Raw genomic sequence first — 17,222 nt, 5'->3', positions numbered from 1 at the left:
GCATCGTCGCGAGCTGTGACGAGCAGCACACGCGCGCGGCCACAATTCGCCACATTCCTTCGCTGCCTCGCCATAGCGCACCACGGATTGAGTCCGCATCCGGGCTTTGAATAGCACTCACGGGCAAACGTCACCCGCCTCCCACAGGGGAGCAACGACGGGGGTTCGAGAGAGGAGCGCGACTATGTTCAAGAAAGTGTTGGTGACTGCGGTGGCCCTGGCGATGAGTGCGGGTGCGGCTCAAGCGGGTGAAAAGAACAAACTCACGAAGGAAGAAGGCGTCGGCATGTTCAGCGGCGCGGCGGCGGGCGCCATCGTCGGTGGCCCGATCGGTGCGGCGGTGGGCTTCATGTTCGGCGGCATTCTCGGGGACAGCGTCGGCACGGCGAATCGTGCGCAGCTGCAGGCCAAGCAGATGGAAGAGCAGTCTCAGAAGCTCGAGCAGGAGCTGATCGACACGCGCATTGCGCTGGCCAAGGCCAGCGAGCGCACCGGTGGCGATGAAATGCTCGATGCGCTGGCGCAGCGTCTGCATGCCGATGTGTTGTTCCGTACCAATGACGCGACGATGGAAGCCGACGTGGCGAGCAAGCTGGAGGACCTCGGCAAGTTGCTGGCGCTGCATGGTGAGCTGGAAGTGCAGCTGCATGGATTCGCCGATCCGCGCGGCAAGTCCGAGAAGAATCTCGAGCTGTCGCTGGAGCGTGCGAATGCAGTGCGCGAAGCGTTGATTCGTGGCGGTGCTGCGCCGGAGCAGATTCAGTTGTCTGCTCATGGCTCGGATCTGACCACGGCGCCGAAAGGAGATCTGGAGGCGTATGCGTGGGAGCGTCGGGTGAGTCTGTCCATCCGACCCACAGCCACCTCCGCGGTGGCTCGTAACGAGTGACGCTCGTGCACACGGCCGGTGGCTCAGGCCACCGGCCGTTTTCTTAACGGCATTTGCAGTAGCCATCACCCCTGTCACCTTCTACAGTCGGGGTCCTTAAATGTGCCTAGCGAGCATCGTGATGTCCGAAATCGCCAGTTCGTTGATCGTGGACTTCGGCGCGACCGCTCCCGAGACCACGCACTCCAAGCCACCTGCGGATCGTTTGATCGATGGCCATCCCGAGCAGGTCGCGCGCAACTACTTCAGCGATAGCACTGGCCGCTTTTTCGCTGGTGTCTGGGAGAGCACGCCGGGCAAGTGGCGGGTTCGTTATTCTGAAAACGAGTTCTGCTATATCACTCGCGGCCGCGTGCGCATCGAGCACGAGTCGGGCCGCGGCTGGACGTTCTCCGCCGGGGCCTCCTTCGTCATTCCCGCTGGGTTCAGCGGGGTGTGGGAGGTCTTGGAGCCGACGGCCAAGCTCTACGTCATCTATGAGCCGGCTTAGTGCAGGCTCTATGACCGACGCCCCATATTGGCGCGGCTGCGCCATCATTGCGCATGGCAGGGCTCCAGCAATACTTTGTTACGAATCAGCAAAGAACCGCATCATTGCTGGGCTCTGATTGGCAGGGCGCCTTCCTGAAGGCCTTGGCATGCTTGCTGCATTATGCTGAGGGACGGGTCCTTGTGGCGTTTTAGCTGCAAGTTTGCGTCAATCTGGCCAACGACAGTAATTTCAACAACATGCCGACCGTGGCGTGTATCTTTCTCACCACAAGGGGAGACCCATGCGAAATTTCAGGATTCTGGCGGCACTCGGGTTGTTGGGGGCGGCGACGGTGGCCAACGCCGGTGTGTCATCGACCTGGACATTGACCAACGACTACGACTTCCGCGGCATTACCCAGTCCGCCCAGGATCCGGCGATTCAGGGCAGCGTCGATTTCGCTGCCGATAGCGGCTGGTACATCGGCGCCTGGGGTAGCAACGTGGACTTCGGTCCCGCCGACGTCGATTTGGAAGTGGACGTGTACACCGGCTTCTCGGGCACCAGCGAAGGCGGCCTCGGCTATGACGTGGGCCTCGTCTACTACGCTTACCCGGACGAGAACGACTTCGACTACATCGAAGCGTACGGCAGCATCAGCAAGGACTGGTTCAAGGGCAAGCTGTGGTACTCGCCTGATTTCGGCGGCGACACGACTAATGGCGATACGCCGGCCTACTACATCGAAGCAAACGGCACGTTTCCGCTGCCGCAGAATTTCTCCATTCTGGCGCACGTCGGTTTTAGCGGCGGCGACTATTGGGATGACCTTGCCGAGGCTGGCCTTGGCGACGAATACTTCGACTACTCCGTGGGCGTCGGCTACACCATTAACAAGTTCAACCTTGCGCTGAAGTGGGTTGACGGTAGCGATCTGGAGGCATCCGACGGTACGCCGGACGATGTGTTCAGCTCCGAGTCTCGCGTGATCTTCACGATCGCCACCACGTTCCCGTGGAGCAACGACTGATCGTCGGTCTGATCCGCTGAGATTTGTTTGAAACAAGAGCCCCGCACGCGAGTGCGGGGCTTTTTTCTTTACGCGATGGTCTTCAGCACTTCGCCAATTCGCGTGATGAGCTCGTCGATCTGTGCTGTCGAGATGATCAGCGGCGGCGAGAGCGCGATGGTGTCGCCGGTGGTGCGGATCAGGATGCCTTTCTCGAAGCACTTCACCAACGCTTCGTAGCCGCGCGCACCGACTGCTCCGGCGCGAGGCTGCAGCTCGATGCCGGCGACCAGGCCGAGGTTGCGAATGTCGATGACGTTCGGCGCTGAGCGCAGCGAGTGAACCGCGTCTTCCCACGCTTTCGCCAGGTCGGCGCCGCGCGTCAGCAAGCCTTCGCGCTCGTATATTTCTTGGGTCGCGAGCCCGGCTGCGCAGGCGGCGGGATGTGCCGAGTAGGTGTAGCCGTGGAAAAACTCGATGCCGTCCGGACCTTTCATGAACGCGTCGTAGATCTGTTTGCGCACGAACACCGCGCCCATCGGAATGGCGCCGTTCGTCAGCCCCTTCGCGGTCGTGATGATGTCGGGCATCACGTCGAAATACTGCGCGCCGAACGCTGTGCCCAGGCGGCCGAAGCCGGTGATGACTTCATCGAAGATCAACAGAATGCCGTGCTTGTCGCAGATGGCCCGCAGCTTTTGCAGATAGCCCTTCGGCGGAAGGATGACGCCGGCCGAGCCCGCCATCGGTTCGACGATCACCGCAGCGATGGTCGACGCATCGTGTAGCGCCACCAAGCGCTCCAGGTCATCCGCGAGATGCGCGCCCCATTCGGGCACGCCGCGAGTGAATGCGTTGTGTTCGATGTCGAGCGTGTGACGCAGATGATCTACGCCCGGCAGCATCGCGCCGAAGTACTTGCGATTGTTCGACAGGCCGCCCACCGAAATACCGCCGAAGCCGACGCCGTGATAACCCTTCTCGCGACCGATCAGCCGCTGACGCGAGGCCTCGCCTTTGACCCGGTGATACGCGATCGCAATTTTCAGCGCGGTGTCCACCGACTCCGAGCCGGAGTTGGTGAAGAACACATGATTCAGAGCGCCGGGCGTGAGTTTGATGAGCCGGTTCGCGAGCTCGAAGCCGGCGGGATGCCCCATCTGAAACGTCGGTGCGTAATCCAGCGTCGCCATCTGCTCGGCGACGGCGGCGGTGATCTCTTTACGGCCATGGCCCGCATTTACGCACCACAGGCCGGCGCAGCCATCGAGTACCTTGCGGCCGTCGGGCGTCCAGTAATGCATGCCTTCGGCTCGGGCCAGCAGGCGCGGCTGATCTTTGAATTGCCGGTTCGCGGTGAAAGGCATCCAGAAGGCTTCGAGAGCATCGCGCGTGAGGGCAGAAGACATGGGAACCGCCTGATTCGCTGGGGAACGATGGAGCGTGGCGATGATAAGAAAAATCGACACGCCGCTCAAATACGCGCGAAAAAATGCTGGCTGCCAGAAGGGCGTGTCTATTATCCTAAACACCTTCCTGTGAGCGAGGCGGCCCATGAGCATCGATGTAGGCGGTCATCTGAAGGCGGTCCGCATGATGTACGGGCTGTCCCAGCGCGAGCTGGCCAAGCGCGCCGGCGTCACCAACGGCACCATTTCGCTGATCGAGCAGAATCGGGTCAGTCCCTCGGTGAGCTCGCTGAAAAAGGTGCTGGATGGCGTGCCGATGTCGCTGGCCGACTTCTTCACCTTGGATTTGCAGGAAACTCCCCAAGTGTTCTACGCCCGCGACGAGCTGGCGGACATCGGCGATCGCGATGTATCGCTGCGGCTGGTGGCGGCGAAGCGGACCAATCGCGCCATGACCATCATGCACGAACGATATCGGCCGAAGGCCGACACCGGCGCGGACATGCTGAGCCACAAGGGCGAAGAGGGCGGCATCGTTCTGACGGGCCATATTGAATTGACCGTAGGTGGTCAAAGCAGAGTGCTCGGGCCCGGAGACGCGTACTATTTCGCCAGCGCGGTTCCGCACCGGTTCCGCAACGCCGGCGACGAGCCCTGCGAAATCGTCAGCGCCAGCACGCCGCCGACTTTCTGAACTTTTTACCTTGCGAGCGCCCTTAAGACGACATGAAGACCACTGTTGCCGCCACTCAATTCGCCAGCACGCCGGATCGCACGGCCAATCTCGCCACCGCCGAGCGGCTGGTGCGTGAGTCGGCCAGGCAGGGCGCGAACATCATCCTGATTCAGGAGCTGTTCGAGACGCCTTACTTTTGCAAGGAGCACGACCCGAAGTGTTTCGCGGTGGCGATGCCGATCGAAGAGAACCCGGCGGTGCGTCGCTTTCAGGATCTGGCGCGCGAGTTGAATGTGGTGCTCCCGTGCAGCGTGTATGAGCGTGCGGGCAATGCGTTCTACAACTCGGTCGCCATCATCGATGCCGACGGTTCGCTGCTCGGCACTTATCGTAAGGCGCACATTCCCGAGAGCCCGGGCTATCACGAGAAGTTTTATTTCTCGCCCGGCGACACGGGATTCAAAGTGTGGCCGACGCGCTTCGGCACGATTGGCGTGGCCATCTGCTGGGACCAGTGGTTCCCGGAGTCGGCGCGAGCGATGGCTGTGCAGGGCGCGGAGATTCTGTTCTATCCGACGGCCATCGGTTCGGAGCCGCAGGACCTGAGCATCGACTCGCGCGATCACTGGCAACGCGCGATGCAGGGCCATGCCGCGTCCAACATCATGCCGCTGGTTGCGTCCAATCGAGTCGGCACCGAGAAAGGTCAGAACTGGACGGTGACCTACTATGGCTCCTCGTTCATCGCGGACCAGACCGGTGCGGTCGTCAAGCAGGCGGCGCGCGAGGGCGAGGCGGTGTTGACCGCAACGTTCGATCTGGATGCGATCCGCAACTATCGCCAGGCTTGGGGTGTGTTCCGCGACCGCCGGCCGGAGCTGTACGGCCCGATCATGACGCTCGACGGCCAGCAGCGAGCCCGCTAAGTCCAAATATCTTCCCTGGGCCCGAAAGGGCCCGGGTTCATTGTTCTCTCCGAGTAGGAGGGACCGCGCGTAGGTGCGGCTAAGGGTTGTTCATGCAAATTTTCGTTTCGTGTCCGCCGGGCGTCGCGGATCTCACTGCCGCGGAGCTACGTAATTGCGGCGCGACTCAGACTCGTGAGTTCAAGCTCGGCGTACAGGCCGAAGGCTCGCTCGAAGTCGCTTATCGCGCATGTCTGTGGTCGCGTACGGCGAGCCGTGTGTTGTTGCCGCTCGGCACCTTTCCAGCCGCGACTCAAGATCAGCTGTACGAGGGCGTCGCCGGCATCGATTGGCAGGAGCACGTGCGTCCGAACGGCACGATTGCCATCGACTTCGGTGGCTCGTCGAGCGGCATCACGCATACGCATTTCGGCGCGTTGAAGACCAAGGACGCCATCGTCGATCAGTTTCGTGAGCGCACCGGCGAACGGCCCTCGGTGCAGCTGGAGCAGCCCGACGTTCGTATCGATGTGCGGCTCGATCGCGATCGCGCGACGGTCAGCCTCGATCTTTCCGGCGACAGCTTGCATCGACGCGCCTATCGCGCTCGCGGTGTCGCTGCGCCTTTGAAGGAAAATCTCGCCGCCGCCGTGTTACTTCGCTGCGGCTGGCCAACCATCGCGGAAGAGGGCGGCGACCTGGTCGATCCGATGTGTGGCTCAGGCACGCTGCCCATCGAAGCGGCGCTCATGGCGTTGGATGTTGCGCCCGGGCTCCTGCGCAGCTACTTCGGTTTCATCGGCTGGCGCGGTCACGATCGCGCGCGGTGGGAGCGGCTGATCCAGGAAGCTCGCGACCGTCGAGAAGCAGCAGCGACGAAGAAAGTCACATTGCGTGGCTACGATGCCGACGCGACGGCCGTGCGCGCGGCCATTGAGAACGTCGACCGGGCGAAGCTGCGCGGCGCTATCCATATCGAACGACGCGATCTCGAGCAGCTGACGCGTCAGAGCGAGGCGGCGACCGGTCTGGTCGTCACAAATCCACCGTATGGCGAGCGTATCGGCGAACAGGAGCGGCTGCAGGCCCTGTACCAAACATTCGGCGCGAAGCTGCGCGAGCACTTCGAAGGCTGGAAAGCAGCGGTGCTGACCGGCAATCCGCCACTCGCGAAGTCAGTGGGCGTCAATGCACGCCGCACGCACACGCTGTTCAACGGACGTATCGAATGCCGGCTGTTGCGCTTCGATGTCACGCCCGGCGACTACATCGGCGAGCGCAAGCCGCCGCCGGATGCGGCCGAGATTCGCGAGCGGCCAGGCGCACAAATGTTCGCCAATCGTCTACGCAAGAACCTGAAGTCGATGCAGGACTGGGCGCGCCGGGAAAACATCGATTGCTATCGAATCTACGATGCCGACATGCCCGAGTACGCATTCGCCATCGACCAGTACAGCAATGGCGAGGCGGATCGCTGGGTGGTCGTGCAGGAATACGCGCCACCGAAGACCATCGAGCCCAAGGCTGCGAGGCAGCGTCGAAACGAGGCGCTCGCAGTGATTCCGCACGAGCTGGGTCTCGGCGAGGATCGACTCTTCATTCGCGAGCGCCGCCAGCAAAAGGACGGCACTCAATACGAGAAGCTGGATAACGAGCGCGAATATCACATCGTTCGCGAGCAGCCCTATCGGTTCGCAGTGAACTTCACGGACTATCTGGATACGGGCTTGTTCCTCGACCACCGCTTGACGCGCCGTTATGTCGGCGAGCTGGCTCGCGGCAAACGGTTTCTGAATTTGTTTGCGTACACGGGCACGGCGACGGTGTATGCCGCCGGCGGCGGCGCCACGTCATCGACGACAGTCGATATGTCGCGCACCTATCTCGACTGGGCCAAACGCAACCTGGCTTTGAATAATCTCGCCGGACCCGAGCACGGCTTCGTGCAGGCCGACTGCCTGGCCTGGCTGCAGGAACAGCGGGATAAATCGCGGCGCTGGGATCTGATGTTCATCGATCCGCCGACGCATTCACGCTCCAAGCGCATGGAGCAGGATTTCGACGTGCAACGGGATCACGTACAACTATTGACGCTTGCTGCGGAGTTGTTGGCCCCCGGCGGCGCCATCGTGTTTTCGAATAATTACACGCGTTTTCGTCTGGATCGAGACGGGCTCGCGGCATTCGACATCGAAGATATCGGCCGCCGCACGCTGCCGAAGGACTTCGAGCGCAATCCGCGCATCCATGCTTGTTATGTCTTACGGCGCCGCGCATCGGTCGAGCCGCTTGCAGGAGTTACTGAAAATTCTGCTGGCGGAACTGCCGTGCGCTGAGCGAAAGAAGCCCACTCGCGGTGGGGCTAACGTCCACCGCGAACGCAGCCTTCACGGAAATGCTGCGCCAGAACGCTTAAAAAGCGTCAAATACGGGTGCCAGCGCATTGCCATGACGGACCTGTTGCAGCACAATTGCGCCCGCGTTACAGGCCCTTTTCCGGCCATCACCCCCATTTCCGAAGTGATTGTTATGAGCGGCGATCCGTTCCAGGTTCATTTTCATCCCAAGCTGGGCGTGGTCATTTACGACCCCGTGGCGCAGATGGGCTTGGCCCGCGAACAGATGCGCTTGTTCAAGGTCGGCTCGATGACCTCGAGCACCTTCATGCGCGGCATCGTCAGCAAGGATCTGAACGCTTGCACCGGGGAAACGGCGGATCAGAGCTCGGCCGCGGTGGAGTCGTATCGGAACGCCCGCACCGGCCGTCGCAAGCCGTACTGCGAGTCGTGCCGCCGCCACTTCGGCTCGGTGGATTTCACGGTTTGCAGCGATTGCAGCGGCATCCGTTGCACTTGTGGCACCTGCAGCTGCGCGTCCAGCTCGCGTCGTCGCAAAGCTGCGTAAAGTTTCTGCAGCTGAGATAATCGAAAGGCGCCGCTCGCGGCGCCTTTTTCACATATGAACATCTTCCGTGTCTTCACCATCGAGGCTGCGCATCGCCTGCCGAACGTTCCGGCGGGGCATAAGTGCGCGCGCCTGCACGGCCATTCGTTTCGCATCGAGCTGCACGTCAGCGGCGAAGTCGATCCGGTCACCGGCTGGGTGATGGATTTCGCCGACGTGAAGGCCGCGTTTCAGCCCATCTACGACCGGCTCGATCATCACTATTTGAACGAGATCGAAGGGTTGGAGAATCCCACCAGCGAGAATCTGGCGCGCTGGGTGTGGCAGCAGGCGAAGCCGGTGTTGCCGCTGCTGGCCAAGGTCGTGATCCACGAGACTTGCACCAGCGGCTGCGAATATCGCGGCGAATAACTTACTGATCAGCCGTCAGCGCTGCGAACGTCGTCTGGATGTCGGTGAGATTCACTGGCTTCACCAGGTGCGCTTCGAAGCCTGAGTCGGCGGAACGTTGTTTGTCTCCGGCGAGGCCGTAGCCCGTCACCGCGATCAATCGCGCTTGCGGGACGATGGCCTTCATGCGGCGCGCGACTTCGTAACCATCCATTTCCGGCAGGCCGATATCCAGTAGCACGAAGTGCGGATTGAATCGGACCGCTTGTTCCAAGGCATCCGAACCAGAGTACGCGGTGAGCGTGGCGTGCTCTTCCAGCTGCAGTAACAACGCGAGCGAATCGGCGGCGTCGCGATTGTCGTCGATGATCATGACGCGCCCCGGGCTGCCGCAGTCTGTGCTCTCGTCTGTCGACGCATCGTGCGTTTCCTGTGCGAGCGGCATGCGCAGCGTGAAGGTCGATCCGTGGCCGACGCCGGGGCTGCTGCCCGTCACGGTCCCGCCTTGCATCTCCATGAGCATGCGGCATACGGCGAGTCCGATGCCCAGCCCGCCTTGCGAGCGATCCAATGCGCGCTCGCCCTGTTCGAACAACTCGAACGCACGAGGAATCAGCTCGGCAGGCATGCCAATGCCGTTGTCCGAGATCGACACGACCGCCGCATCGTTCTCGGTCATCGTGCGCACGTGAATCTCGCCGCCGGATTCGGTGTATTTGGCGGCATTCGTCAGCAGATTCGCGATGCATTGCGCGAGCCGCACCTTGTCCGCGTCCACCCAGAGCGGCTCGGGGCACATGCTCAAGGTGAGCCGATGTTTCTTTTCCTGGATCTGCGGCTGCGTGGTCTCGAGCGCGACGTCGATGCAGGACTGCAACGAAATGCGCTCCCGGTTGATCTCGATGCGGCCTTGCGTGATTCGCGACACATCCAGCAAATCATCCAGCAGATGGCCGAGCTGGCCGATCTGCCGTTCCACGATGCCGATCAGCGACTGTTCCTTCTCGCGATTCACGGCCAGGCGCGACAATGCCTGCGCCGCGTTGCCGATGGCGGCGGCGGGATTCCGCAGCTCATGGCTCAGCATCGCGAGAAATTCGTCCTTGCGTTCGTTGGCGTCACGCAGGCGGGTTTCGCTTTCACGCAGCAGGCGCTGCGAGTTGATCTGATCGGTGATGTCGATGGCGACGGCGAGTCCTTGCACCGCGCGGCCCTGATCGTCCGCGACGAAGTTGCCGAACAGATTCACCCAGACAATGCTGCCGTCTTTGCGGACGTAGCGCGTTTCGACGGTGTAGTCGTCGAGCTTGCCGCCGATGACTTGCTGCGCCAACTGCTGATCGCGCGTGACATCTTCGGGATGGGTGAGATCCTGCCAGCGCTTGGTGTAAAGCTCTTCGGAGCTGTAGCCGGTAAGCTTGCAGAAGGCGCGATTGACGTATTCGAACTTGCCGTCCAACGAGTGGTGGGCGACGCCGACCGGCGCGTGATCCAGCAGCGCGCGCTGGCGTGCTTCGCTGTGCCTCAGCGCGGCTTCTGCCCGCTTGCGCTCGGTGATGTTGGTGCCGGAGCTGACGACGCAGTCCGGCCCCATCGCAAACAGCGTGACGAAAAAATCCTTGTCGCGGTGCTGCGCCTCGTAACGACAGACCTGGCGTGTCTGCAGCACTTGCGCGCATTGGGCGATGACGCGGCTCGCCTGTTCCGGATCGAACATTTCGGTGAGCAGACAACCGACCAGCTGCTTGCGGGTATAGCCGAGCAGGTCCAGCGAGTTCGCGTTCGCGTCGCGGTATTGAAAGTCGACGATGGTTCCGCAAGGGTCGCGCATGGCTTGCAGCACGACGAACATCTCCGTGGGATGTTCGAAGACGGCGTGCAACTGCGCGTCGCGCTCGGCAATCGCATTCGCGTGACGGATCTCCAGCTCGGTGCGCGCTTGAGTCAGCGAATTGTTCAGAGTTTCGAGATGCCGCCGGCGCTGATGCAGTTCCACCAGCACCGAGACTTTGGTGCGCAGGATCTCCGGCACGACGGGCACGGAAATGTAATCGATGGCGCCGACTTCATAGCCCTTGAGCTGATCCAGCTCCGAGATGTTCATGCCGGTCACGAAAATGATGGGCGTGCGCTCCCAGCGCGGATGCTCGCGGATCACGCGAGCGGTCTCGAACCCATCCATGTCCGGCATGTTGACGTCGAGCAGGATGAGCGCGAACTCGCGGCTCAGCAGCTGTTTGAGTGCTTCTCTGCCCGACAAAGCGCGTACACACTCGACGTCCATGCCGGAAAGCACGGCCTCATATGTCAGCAGGCGAGCCGGCTGATCGTCGACGAGCAGAATGCTGGTACGCGGCTTGGCTTCGGCCGAGGGGGCAGGGGTGACGCCCGCCGAAGCGTCGGGCGTCGAGCCGGTATCCGTCGCCTGATTCATTCGCACACTGAAGTGACCCGGCCGCCTCGAGGCCCGGCGACCAAACTATGTTTGTGGCGTCCGCAGGAGACTCGGCGGCCAGACCTGCCGAGCGCGAATTGTAAATGCTCTAACGCGGCGGAAGTTCCAGCGGCACGCCGCTGACTACAGCAAATCGCGAGCCCGGTACCAAAGCATGGCCAGGACCAGCGCCGGCATGCGCAACAGCTCGCCGCCGGGGAAGTTTCGATGTTTCAGGTGGGTGAACAGGTCGAATCGTTCAGCCTGGCCGGCAATGGCCTCGGCGGCCAGGCGGCCGGCGATGCCGGTGAGCGCGATCCCATGCCCCGAGAACCCCTGCAAATAGTAGATATGGGGGGCCAGGCGACCGAAATCCGGGGCACGGCTCATGGTGATGTCGACATAGCCTCCCCAGGCGTACTCGACGCGCACGTCGGACAACTGTGGAAACACCTTGATCATGCGCTTGCGAGTCGCGTTCGCGGTGTTGAAAGGGTCCAGGCCCGAATAGCTGACACGGCCGCCAAACAGCAGACGAAAGTCGGCTGAGCGGCGGAAGTAATCGAGCACGAAGTTGATGTCCGTGACAGCAATGTTTTCACGCATGAGCCGTTGCATGCGGGCTGCGCCGAGCGATTCGGTCGCGACGATATATGTGCCCACCGGCATGATGCGCGAGCGCAGCGACGGCACCAGCGTATTCAAGTAGGCGTTACAGCACAGCACGACGTACTTCGCACGGACTCTGCCGGTAGCGGTGCTCACCATTGCAGGCTGGTCGTAGCTGATGTTTGTAACGAGCGAGCGCTCGTGGATGGAAACACCCGCGGCACTGGCGGCCGCGGCGAGACCCAGCGTGTAATTCAACGGATGCAGATGCCCGCCGCCACGGTCATACAGGCCGGCGATGTAGCGCTTGGTTTCCAGCAGCGATTCGACTTGCCCACGCTCCAGGAATTCGAGTTGTCGATAGCCGTAGGTTTCCTCGGCCTCGCGTTGCTCGTGCAGGAGCACGTCGCGTTGACGCGGCTTGATGGCGACGTGCATCTGGCCCCAATGCAGGTCGCAGTCGATGTTGTACCTGGCGACCCGGTCGCGGATCAGTTGCAGGCCTTCCACCGAGATATCCCACATCCGCTTCGCGTTCTCGGCGCCGACCTGCTGGACCAGCTTGCTCTGGCCGCTGGCAAATCCGCTGATCGCTTGCCCGCCGCTGCGCCCGGACGCGCCCCAGCCGATGCGTTGGCCTTCGAGCAGCACGACCTTGTAGCCGCGCTCCGCAAGATCGAGCGCCGTCGAGCAGCCGGCGATGCCGCCGCCAACGACGCAAACGTCCGCGGTCACGTCGCCCTGAAGCTGTGGATGTTCGGGTGCGGGGTTCGCGGAAGCCGCGTAGTAGGAGATCGCTGTGTTCGGGTCCGTGGTCAAATCGTGCTCCGGTGCCGGGCGCTTATCTTACGGTTTTCCGCAGCAGTGCGTCTTTCATAGGGCAGGCTCATCCAATGGGGATCGAAAGCATGATCAAAAGGGCTCTTGTGGCTTCGCTGCTGTCGCTCGGCACTGCGACCGCCGGCGCGTCGCTGCCGCTGGTCTCGGCGCGACACCTCTCGTTCGAGACCGCCGAGGGCACCTGGATGGCGCCGGATGTGTCTCCCGACGGCAAGAGCATCGTGTTCGATCTGCTGGGCGACCTCTATTCGATCGGCAGCGCGGGCGGCCAGGCGCGACCGCTCATGACCGGCGCCGCGTTCGACGCCAATCCCGTGTTCTCGCCCGACGGCAAGCAGCTTGCTTTCATCAGCGATCGATCCGGCGCCAACAATCTTTGGATCGCCAATGCGGACGGCAGCAATCCGCGGCAGATCTCACAAGACGATGGAGCGGCGATGTGGACCGGGCCGAGCTGGTCGCCCGATGGCCAGTACGTTTACGCCTCGCGCATGGTGCATGCGACGCTCGCGTTCGAAGTCTTCCTGTTCAACAAGGACGGCGGCGTCGGCACGCAGGTGACCAAGGCGAAGCCGTCGGGAACGGAAGATTGGGAGAATCGGCGCAATGTGCTGGGCGTGACGATCTCGCCCGATGGGCGCTACATGTATTTTTCGTCGAAGGCCGGCACGACCTGGACCGAGAAGGAGCCGCCGCTGTGGTCCATCACTCGTCGAGATCTGCGCAATGGTAAGGACGAGGAGATCATCCAATCCCTCGGTGAGGCTTTGCAGCCGGCGGTGTCTCACGATGGTCGCAAGCTCGTGTACGCCAGCCGCCATCTGAACGACACGGGATTGCGCATTCGCGATTTGAATTCGGGGGACGATCAATGGCTGTTGTATCCCGTCGATCGCGACGGACATGACGGCGGGTACTACGCCAACCTGTTGCCGTGTTATGCGTTCACGGCCGACGATCGCGCACTCATTCTCAGCGTCGGCGGCAAGATCAAGCGGCTCGAGCTTGCAGATCGCAAACTCACCGATATTCCATTTACGGCGCAGGTCGAGCTCGATATCGGACCGCAGACGCGGGTCGAGCAGCACGAAGAGACGGGCCCGGTCCGTGTGCGAGTGATTCAGCGGCCTCGTCAGTCGCCGGATGGTCGCTCCGTTGTGTTCTCCGCATTGGGACAGTTGTATCTGCTCGAGCTGCAGGCAAATGCGAAGCCGCGTGCGTTGGGCGCGGGTTATCAACCTTCCTGGTCCGCCGACGGTCGCGCCATCACCTTCGTCACTTGGAGTCCGCTCGAAGGCGGGCAGGTGTGGACCCTGCCAGCTCGGGGCCGTGGCGCTCCGAAGCAATTGACGAAGGAGCCGGCGTATTACACCGAGCCCATGTTCTCGCCGGACGGCAAGAGCGTGCTGGCGCTGCGTGCGAGTCACTATGATCGCTTGCGCGCGCGATCCGAGATCGATCCGAGTCGGGCGACTGACATCATTCGCTTGCCAGCCGGCGGCGGCGACGCGCAGCTCATCGCTCATGCGCATGGCGCGCGCTTTCTGGATTTCGGCAGCGAGCCCAATCTGATTCGTTTCTTCACGCCTGAAGGAGTGAAGACGATGCGTATCGACGAGCTGTCGTCGGAGCCGCGACGGGTCATCGTCATCCTGGCGCGTCATCCCTCGCAATACGTCGAGGGTCCCGCGCCCGTCGAAGAGGTGCGACTCAATCCCGATGGCACGTGGGCGCTGGCGAAGGCTGCTTCGCAACTTTATCTCGTCGCGGTGCCGCCGACGCTCGGCAGCGAGCCGCCCGTCGTGGATTTGCAGAGCCCGAACACGAAAGTCGTCAAGCTGACGGCGGTCGGCGCGGATTACTTCGGCTGGGCCGATGAAGGGCGCACGATCACCTGGTCGGTGGGCTCGTCGTTCCGGCGCGTTCCGTTGAGCAATGTCACGGACGCGGAGAAATCAGCGGAGCGATTCGATGCCGTCGTCGAGCTCAAGCGCGATGTTCCGGATGGCGCCGTCGTGTTGCGAGGTGCGACGGTGATTACGATGCGCGGCGATGAAGTGGTCACCAATGCCGACGTTGTGGTCGTGAACAACAGGATTGTGGGGGTGGGGGCGCAAGGTGGCGTGCAGGTGCCGGCGGGCGCTGTCGTTCGCGATGTTTCCGGCAAGTTCATCGTGCCGGGGTTCGTCGATACGCATGCGCACTGGGCCGAGATCCGGCGTGACATCCTCGAGCCGAATCAGTGGCCGTTCCTCGCGAATCTCGCCTACGGCGTGACGACGGGGCTCGACGTGCAGCCGTTCACCGTCGATGTCTTCGGTTATCAGGACATGATCGATGCCGGCTTGATGTTGGGGCCCCGTGCGTACTCGACGGGGCCGGGCGTGTTCGTCAACAGCGAAATCCATTCGGAAGCCGATGCACGTAACGTGCTGACGCGATATCGAGATTACTACCGAACCCGGAATATCAAGTCGTACATGGTGGGCGGTCGCAAGGAACGGCAGTTCATGGTTCAAGGCGCGAGCGTGCTAGGCATGATGCCGACGACTGAAGGCGCGTCGGATTTGCGCTTGAATCTCACGCATGCGTTGGATGGTTTCGCCGGCAATGAGCACGCGCTGCCGATCTCGCCGCTCCATAAGGATGTGATCGAGTTGTTCGCCAACAGCCGCATCGCGTACACGCCGACGATCAATGTGCTGTATGGGGGCAAGCCGGCGCTCTACGAAATGACGATCAGCCATGTGCCACAGGCGGATGCAAAGGTGCAGCGATTCATTCCGGGCGGGCTGCTCGACGGTAAGACGCGCGTACAGAAGTGGACGCGGCATGAGGATCAAACGTATTCGACATTCGCAGCGGATGCGCTAGCGATTCAACGAGCCGGTGGCTTGGTTGGCATGGGCAGCCATGGCGAGATGCAGGGCATCGGCTATCACTGGGAACTGGAAGCATACGCCTCCGGCGGCGCGACGCCCCATGAAGTGCTGCGCGCGGCGACGATTGGATCGAGTGAGGTGATTGGACGCGCGACGGAGTTGGGCAGTATCGAGGCGGGGAAGTTTGCGGACCTGCTGATTCTCGATCGGGACCCGCTGGCGGATATTACGAACACGAACTCACTGAGGTTCGTGATGAAGAATGGGCGGCTGTATGACGCGGACACGCTCGATGAAGTCTGGCCGCGGCAGAAGAAGCTTGAGGAGCAGTGGTTTTGGAAGGACACCCCCTAGCAAGTCCGCGCATACCACGCATACTCCAACGGACTCACGTGCGACTCGAACGCTTGCAACTCCCCGCGCCGAGTCGTCACGAACAAGCGGTGGAACTTCTCGCCGAGGTAATCCCGCATCACATTGCTCGATTCAAACTTCAGCGCTGCCTCCGGCCAAGTGATGGGCAGCGTAGTGACAGCGTCACGATAGGCGTTCCCGGCCACGGGCGCACCCGGATCAAGCTCGCGCTGTAACCCGTGATGAATGCCAGCAAGCACCGCGGCCGTCAGCAAATAAGGATTCGCATCCGCGCCAGCAACGCGATGCTCGATGCGACGATTCTCTGGCGTACTGGCCGGGATGCGCAGGGCGACGCCGCGATTATTCACGGCCCAGCTTGGGTTCAGTGGCACATAAGACTCCGACCGATAGCGCCGATATGAATTCGCGGTCGGCGCGAAGATCAGCATCGCGTCCGCCATCGTCGCGGCCAATCCACCGATCGCATGTTTCAATTGAGCACTGCCGGTTGGATCGTCCGAAGCGAAAATGTTTCGACCGTCTCGATCGAGCATGCTCACGTGAATGTGAGCACCGCTGCCGGCGTGATCCATGTACGGCTTCGGCATGAACGTCGCTTCCATGCCGTGCCGGGCAGCCACGCCTCGCACCAGCCGCTTGAAGCGGATCGCTTGATCGCAGGCGAGTAGCGCGTCCGAAGAGTGGTTCAGATTCACCTCGAACTGGCCCGGGCCATATTCAGCCAGCGCGGTGCCCGAGGGAATCTGCTGAGCTTCGCAGGCGGCCGAGATCTCGGCGAGCACCGCCGAGTATTCATTCAAGTCCGCCATCGAGTTGATCTGCGTCAGATACTCGCGCCGACCTGTCTGCGGCAGGCGCGGCGGCTGCGCTCGGCCGTCCACGGTTCGCTCGGTGTCGAGCAAATAGAACTCCAGCTCGATCGCCACGACCGGCGTCAGCCCCAGTGCACTGAAACGCCTCAGCACATCGGCAAGCACATGGCGCGGATCGCCATAAAAAGGGGAGCCGTCGTGATCGACCATCGACACCTGCACCTGGGCGATGCCTTCGCCATCGCGCCACGGCACCGGGACCAAGGTGCCGTCGATGGGCAGGCAGCGGCGGTCGGCATCGCCTTCGTCGAAGCCGAGCCCCGTTTCCTGAATCGTGCCGCCGAGCACGTCGAGCGCGAACATCGAGCCGGGCAGCAGGAAGCTGCCGTGATACATCCCGGGCAGCTCATCGATAGTCACGCGCTTCCCGCGCGGGATTCCACACAAGTCAGCGAGCAGTACGTCGACAAAGCGCGTATGAGGGTATCGCTGACGAAAGGCGGTCAGCTGCACAGAGGGGTCACTGACCGCCATAAGGGTTTACCTGTTTAAGATTTGGAGGCGACGGGCGCGCTGTCGGCCCGCCCGCACGGCAGCGAGGATAGCCAGTGGC

The 17,222-nt window shown here is 62.2% G+C and carries 13 protein-coding genes; 9 read left to right on the top strand and 4 right to left on the bottom strand.

All coding sequences use genetic code 11. The features are described from left to right. Positions 1 to 184 precede the first annotated feature (184 nt). From GYH35_RS33275 to GYH35_RS33265, 3 genes are all read left to right on the top strand, one after another. Positions 185 to 889, top strand: a complete 705-nt coding sequence (locus GYH35_RS33275; RefSeq protein WP_161830621.1) for an OmpA family protein — start codon at positions 185 to 187, stop codon at positions 887 to 889. A gap of 121 nt (positions 890 to 1,010) precedes the next feature. Beyond that, positions 1,011 to 1,379, top strand: coding sequence for a cupin domain-containing protein (locus GYH35_RS33270; RefSeq protein WP_161816559.1), 369 nt, complete (start codon positions 1,011 to 1,013; stop codon positions 1,377 to 1,379). A gap of 283 nt (positions 1,380 to 1,662) precedes the next feature. Next, complete coding sequence (locus GYH35_RS33265; RefSeq protein ID WP_161830620.1) at positions 1,663 to 2,391, top strand: TorF family putative porin; 729 nt, start codon at positions 1,663 to 1,665, stop codon at positions 2,389 to 2,391. A 68-nt stretch (positions 2,392 to 2,459) separates the two neighbouring features. On the opposite strand, the gene GYH35_RS33260 is transcribed toward GYH35_RS33265, so the two are convergent. Continuing rightward, positions 2,460 to 3,779: an aspartate aminotransferase family protein gene (locus GYH35_RS33260; protein WP_161830619.1), complete on the bottom strand. Its 1,320-nt coding sequence runs from the start codon at positions 3,777 to 3,779 to the stop codon at positions 2,460 to 2,462. Between the two features lie 145 nt (positions 3,780 to 3,924). Between GYH35_RS33260 and GYH35_RS33255 the strand changes: the two genes are divergently transcribed. The 5 genes from GYH35_RS33255 to queD all read left to right on the top strand — a co-directional run bounded on the left by GYH35_RS33255 (position 3,925) and on the right by queD (position 8,675). Then, on the top strand, positions 3,925 to 4,473 hold the full coding sequence (locus tag GYH35_RS33255; protein WP_161816562.1) for a cupin domain-containing protein: 549 nt from the start codon (positions 3,925 to 3,927) through the stop codon (positions 4,471 to 4,473). A gap of 32 nt (positions 4,474 to 4,505) precedes the next feature. After that, a complete protein-coding gene (gene aguB, locus GYH35_RS33250; RefSeq protein WP_161816563.1) occupies positions 4,506 to 5,381 on the top strand; it encodes an N-carbamoylputrescine amidase in 876 nt (291 codons plus the stop codon). A 92-nt stretch (positions 5,382 to 5,473) separates the two neighbouring features. Beyond that, positions 5,474 to 7,696, top strand: coding sequence for a bifunctional 23S rRNA (guanine(2069)-N(7))-methyltransferase RlmK/23S rRNA (guanine(2445)-N(2))-methyltransferase RlmL (rlmKL, locus tag GYH35_RS33245; protein WP_161830618.1), 2,223 nt, complete (start codon positions 5,474 to 5,476; stop codon positions 7,694 to 7,696). Between the two features lie 193 nt (positions 7,697 to 7,889). Next, a complete protein-coding gene (locus GYH35_RS33240; RefSeq protein ID WP_161816564.1) occupies positions 7,890 to 8,264 on the top strand; it encodes a hypothetical protein in 375 nt (124 codons plus the stop codon). Positions 8,265 to 8,318: 54 nt separating this feature from the next. Beyond that, entirely contained in the window at positions 8,319 to 8,675 is a 357-nt protein-coding gene (queD, locus tag GYH35_RS33235) for a 6-carboxytetrahydropterin synthase QueD (RefSeq protein ID WP_161816565.1), read from the top strand. A gap of 1 nt (position 8,676) precedes the next feature. On the opposite strand, the gene GYH35_RS33230 is transcribed toward queD, so the two are convergent. Continuing rightward, positions 8,677 to 11,088 carry a hybrid sensor histidine kinase/response regulator gene (locus tag GYH35_RS33230; protein ID WP_161830617.1) on the bottom strand — a complete coding sequence of 804 codons (2,412 nt, stop codon included), beginning with the start codon at positions 11,086 to 11,088 and terminating at the stop codon, positions 8,677 to 8,679. Positions 11,089 to 11,232: 144 nt separating this feature from the next. Then, complete coding sequence (locus tag GYH35_RS33225) at positions 11,233 to 12,516, bottom strand: NAD(P)/FAD-dependent oxidoreductase (RefSeq protein ID WP_161830616.1); 1,284 nt, start codon at positions 12,514 to 12,516, stop codon at positions 11,233 to 11,235. An 89-nt stretch (positions 12,517 to 12,605) separates the two neighbouring features. Between GYH35_RS33225 and GYH35_RS33220 the strand changes: the two genes are divergently transcribed. Further along, complete coding sequence (locus GYH35_RS33220) at positions 12,606 to 15,773, top strand: amidohydrolase family protein (RefSeq protein ID WP_202624969.1); 3,168 nt, start codon at positions 12,606 to 12,608, stop codon at positions 15,771 to 15,773. Here the strand turns inward: GYH35_RS33220 and GYH35_RS33215 are convergent. Continuing rightward, on the bottom strand, positions 15,770 to 17,029 hold the full coding sequence (locus GYH35_RS33215; protein ID WP_202624967.1) for a glutamine synthetase family protein: 1,260 nt from the start codon (positions 17,027 to 17,029) through the stop codon (positions 15,770 to 15,772). The two genes, GYH35_RS33220 and GYH35_RS33215, sit on opposite strands and share 4 nt — an antisense overlap. Positions 17,030 to 17,222: the final 193 nt, after the last annotated feature.

Source organism: Steroidobacter agaridevorans (genome assembly GCF_009932555.1).
GTDB classification, from domain to species: Bacteria; Pseudomonadota; Gammaproteobacteria; order Steroidobacterales; family Steroidobacteraceae; genus Steroidobacter; species Steroidobacter agaridevorans.
The sequence above is the reverse complement of the archived record's forward strand: the minus strand, read 5'-3'. Positions and strand labels throughout refer to the sequence as shown.

Coding starts and splice junctions, on each gene's coding strand:
- GYH35_RS33275 (WP_161830621.1), top strand. CDS start 185: ATGTTCAAGAAAGTGTTGGTGACTGCGGTGGCCCTGGCGATGAGTGCG.
- GYH35_RS33270 (WP_161816559.1), top strand. CDS start 1,011: ATGTCCGAAATCGCCAGTTCGTTGATCGTGGACTTCGGCGCGACCGCT.
- GYH35_RS33265 (WP_161830620.1), top strand. CDS start 1,663: ATGCGAAATTTCAGGATTCTGGCGGCACTCGGGTTGTTGGGGGCGGCG.
- GYH35_RS33260 (WP_161830619.1), bottom strand. CDS start 3,779: ATGTCTTCTGCCCTCACGCGCGATGCTCTCGAAGCCTTCTGGATGCCT.
- GYH35_RS33255 (WP_161816562.1), top strand. CDS start 3,925: ATGAGCATCGATGTAGGCGGTCATCTGAAGGCGGTCCGCATGATGTAC.
- aguB (WP_161816563.1), top strand. CDS start 4,506: ATGAAGACCACTGTTGCCGCCACTCAATTCGCCAGCACGCCGGATCGC.
- rlmKL (WP_161830618.1), top strand. CDS start 5,474: ATGCAAATTTTCGTTTCGTGTCCGCCGGGCGTCGCGGATCTCACTGCC.
- GYH35_RS33240 (WP_161816564.1), top strand. CDS start 7,890: ATGAGCGGCGATCCGTTCCAGGTTCATTTTCATCCCAAGCTGGGCGTG.
- queD (WP_161816565.1), top strand. CDS start 8,319: ATGAACATCTTCCGTGTCTTCACCATCGAGGCTGCGCATCGCCTGCCG.
- GYH35_RS33230 (WP_161830617.1), bottom strand. CDS start 11,088: ATGAATCAGGCGACGGATACCGGCTCGACGCCCGACGCTTCGGCGGGC.
- GYH35_RS33220 (WP_202624969.1), top strand. CDS start 12,606: ATGATCAAAAGGGCTCTTGTGGCTTCGCTGCTGTCGCTCGGCACTGCG.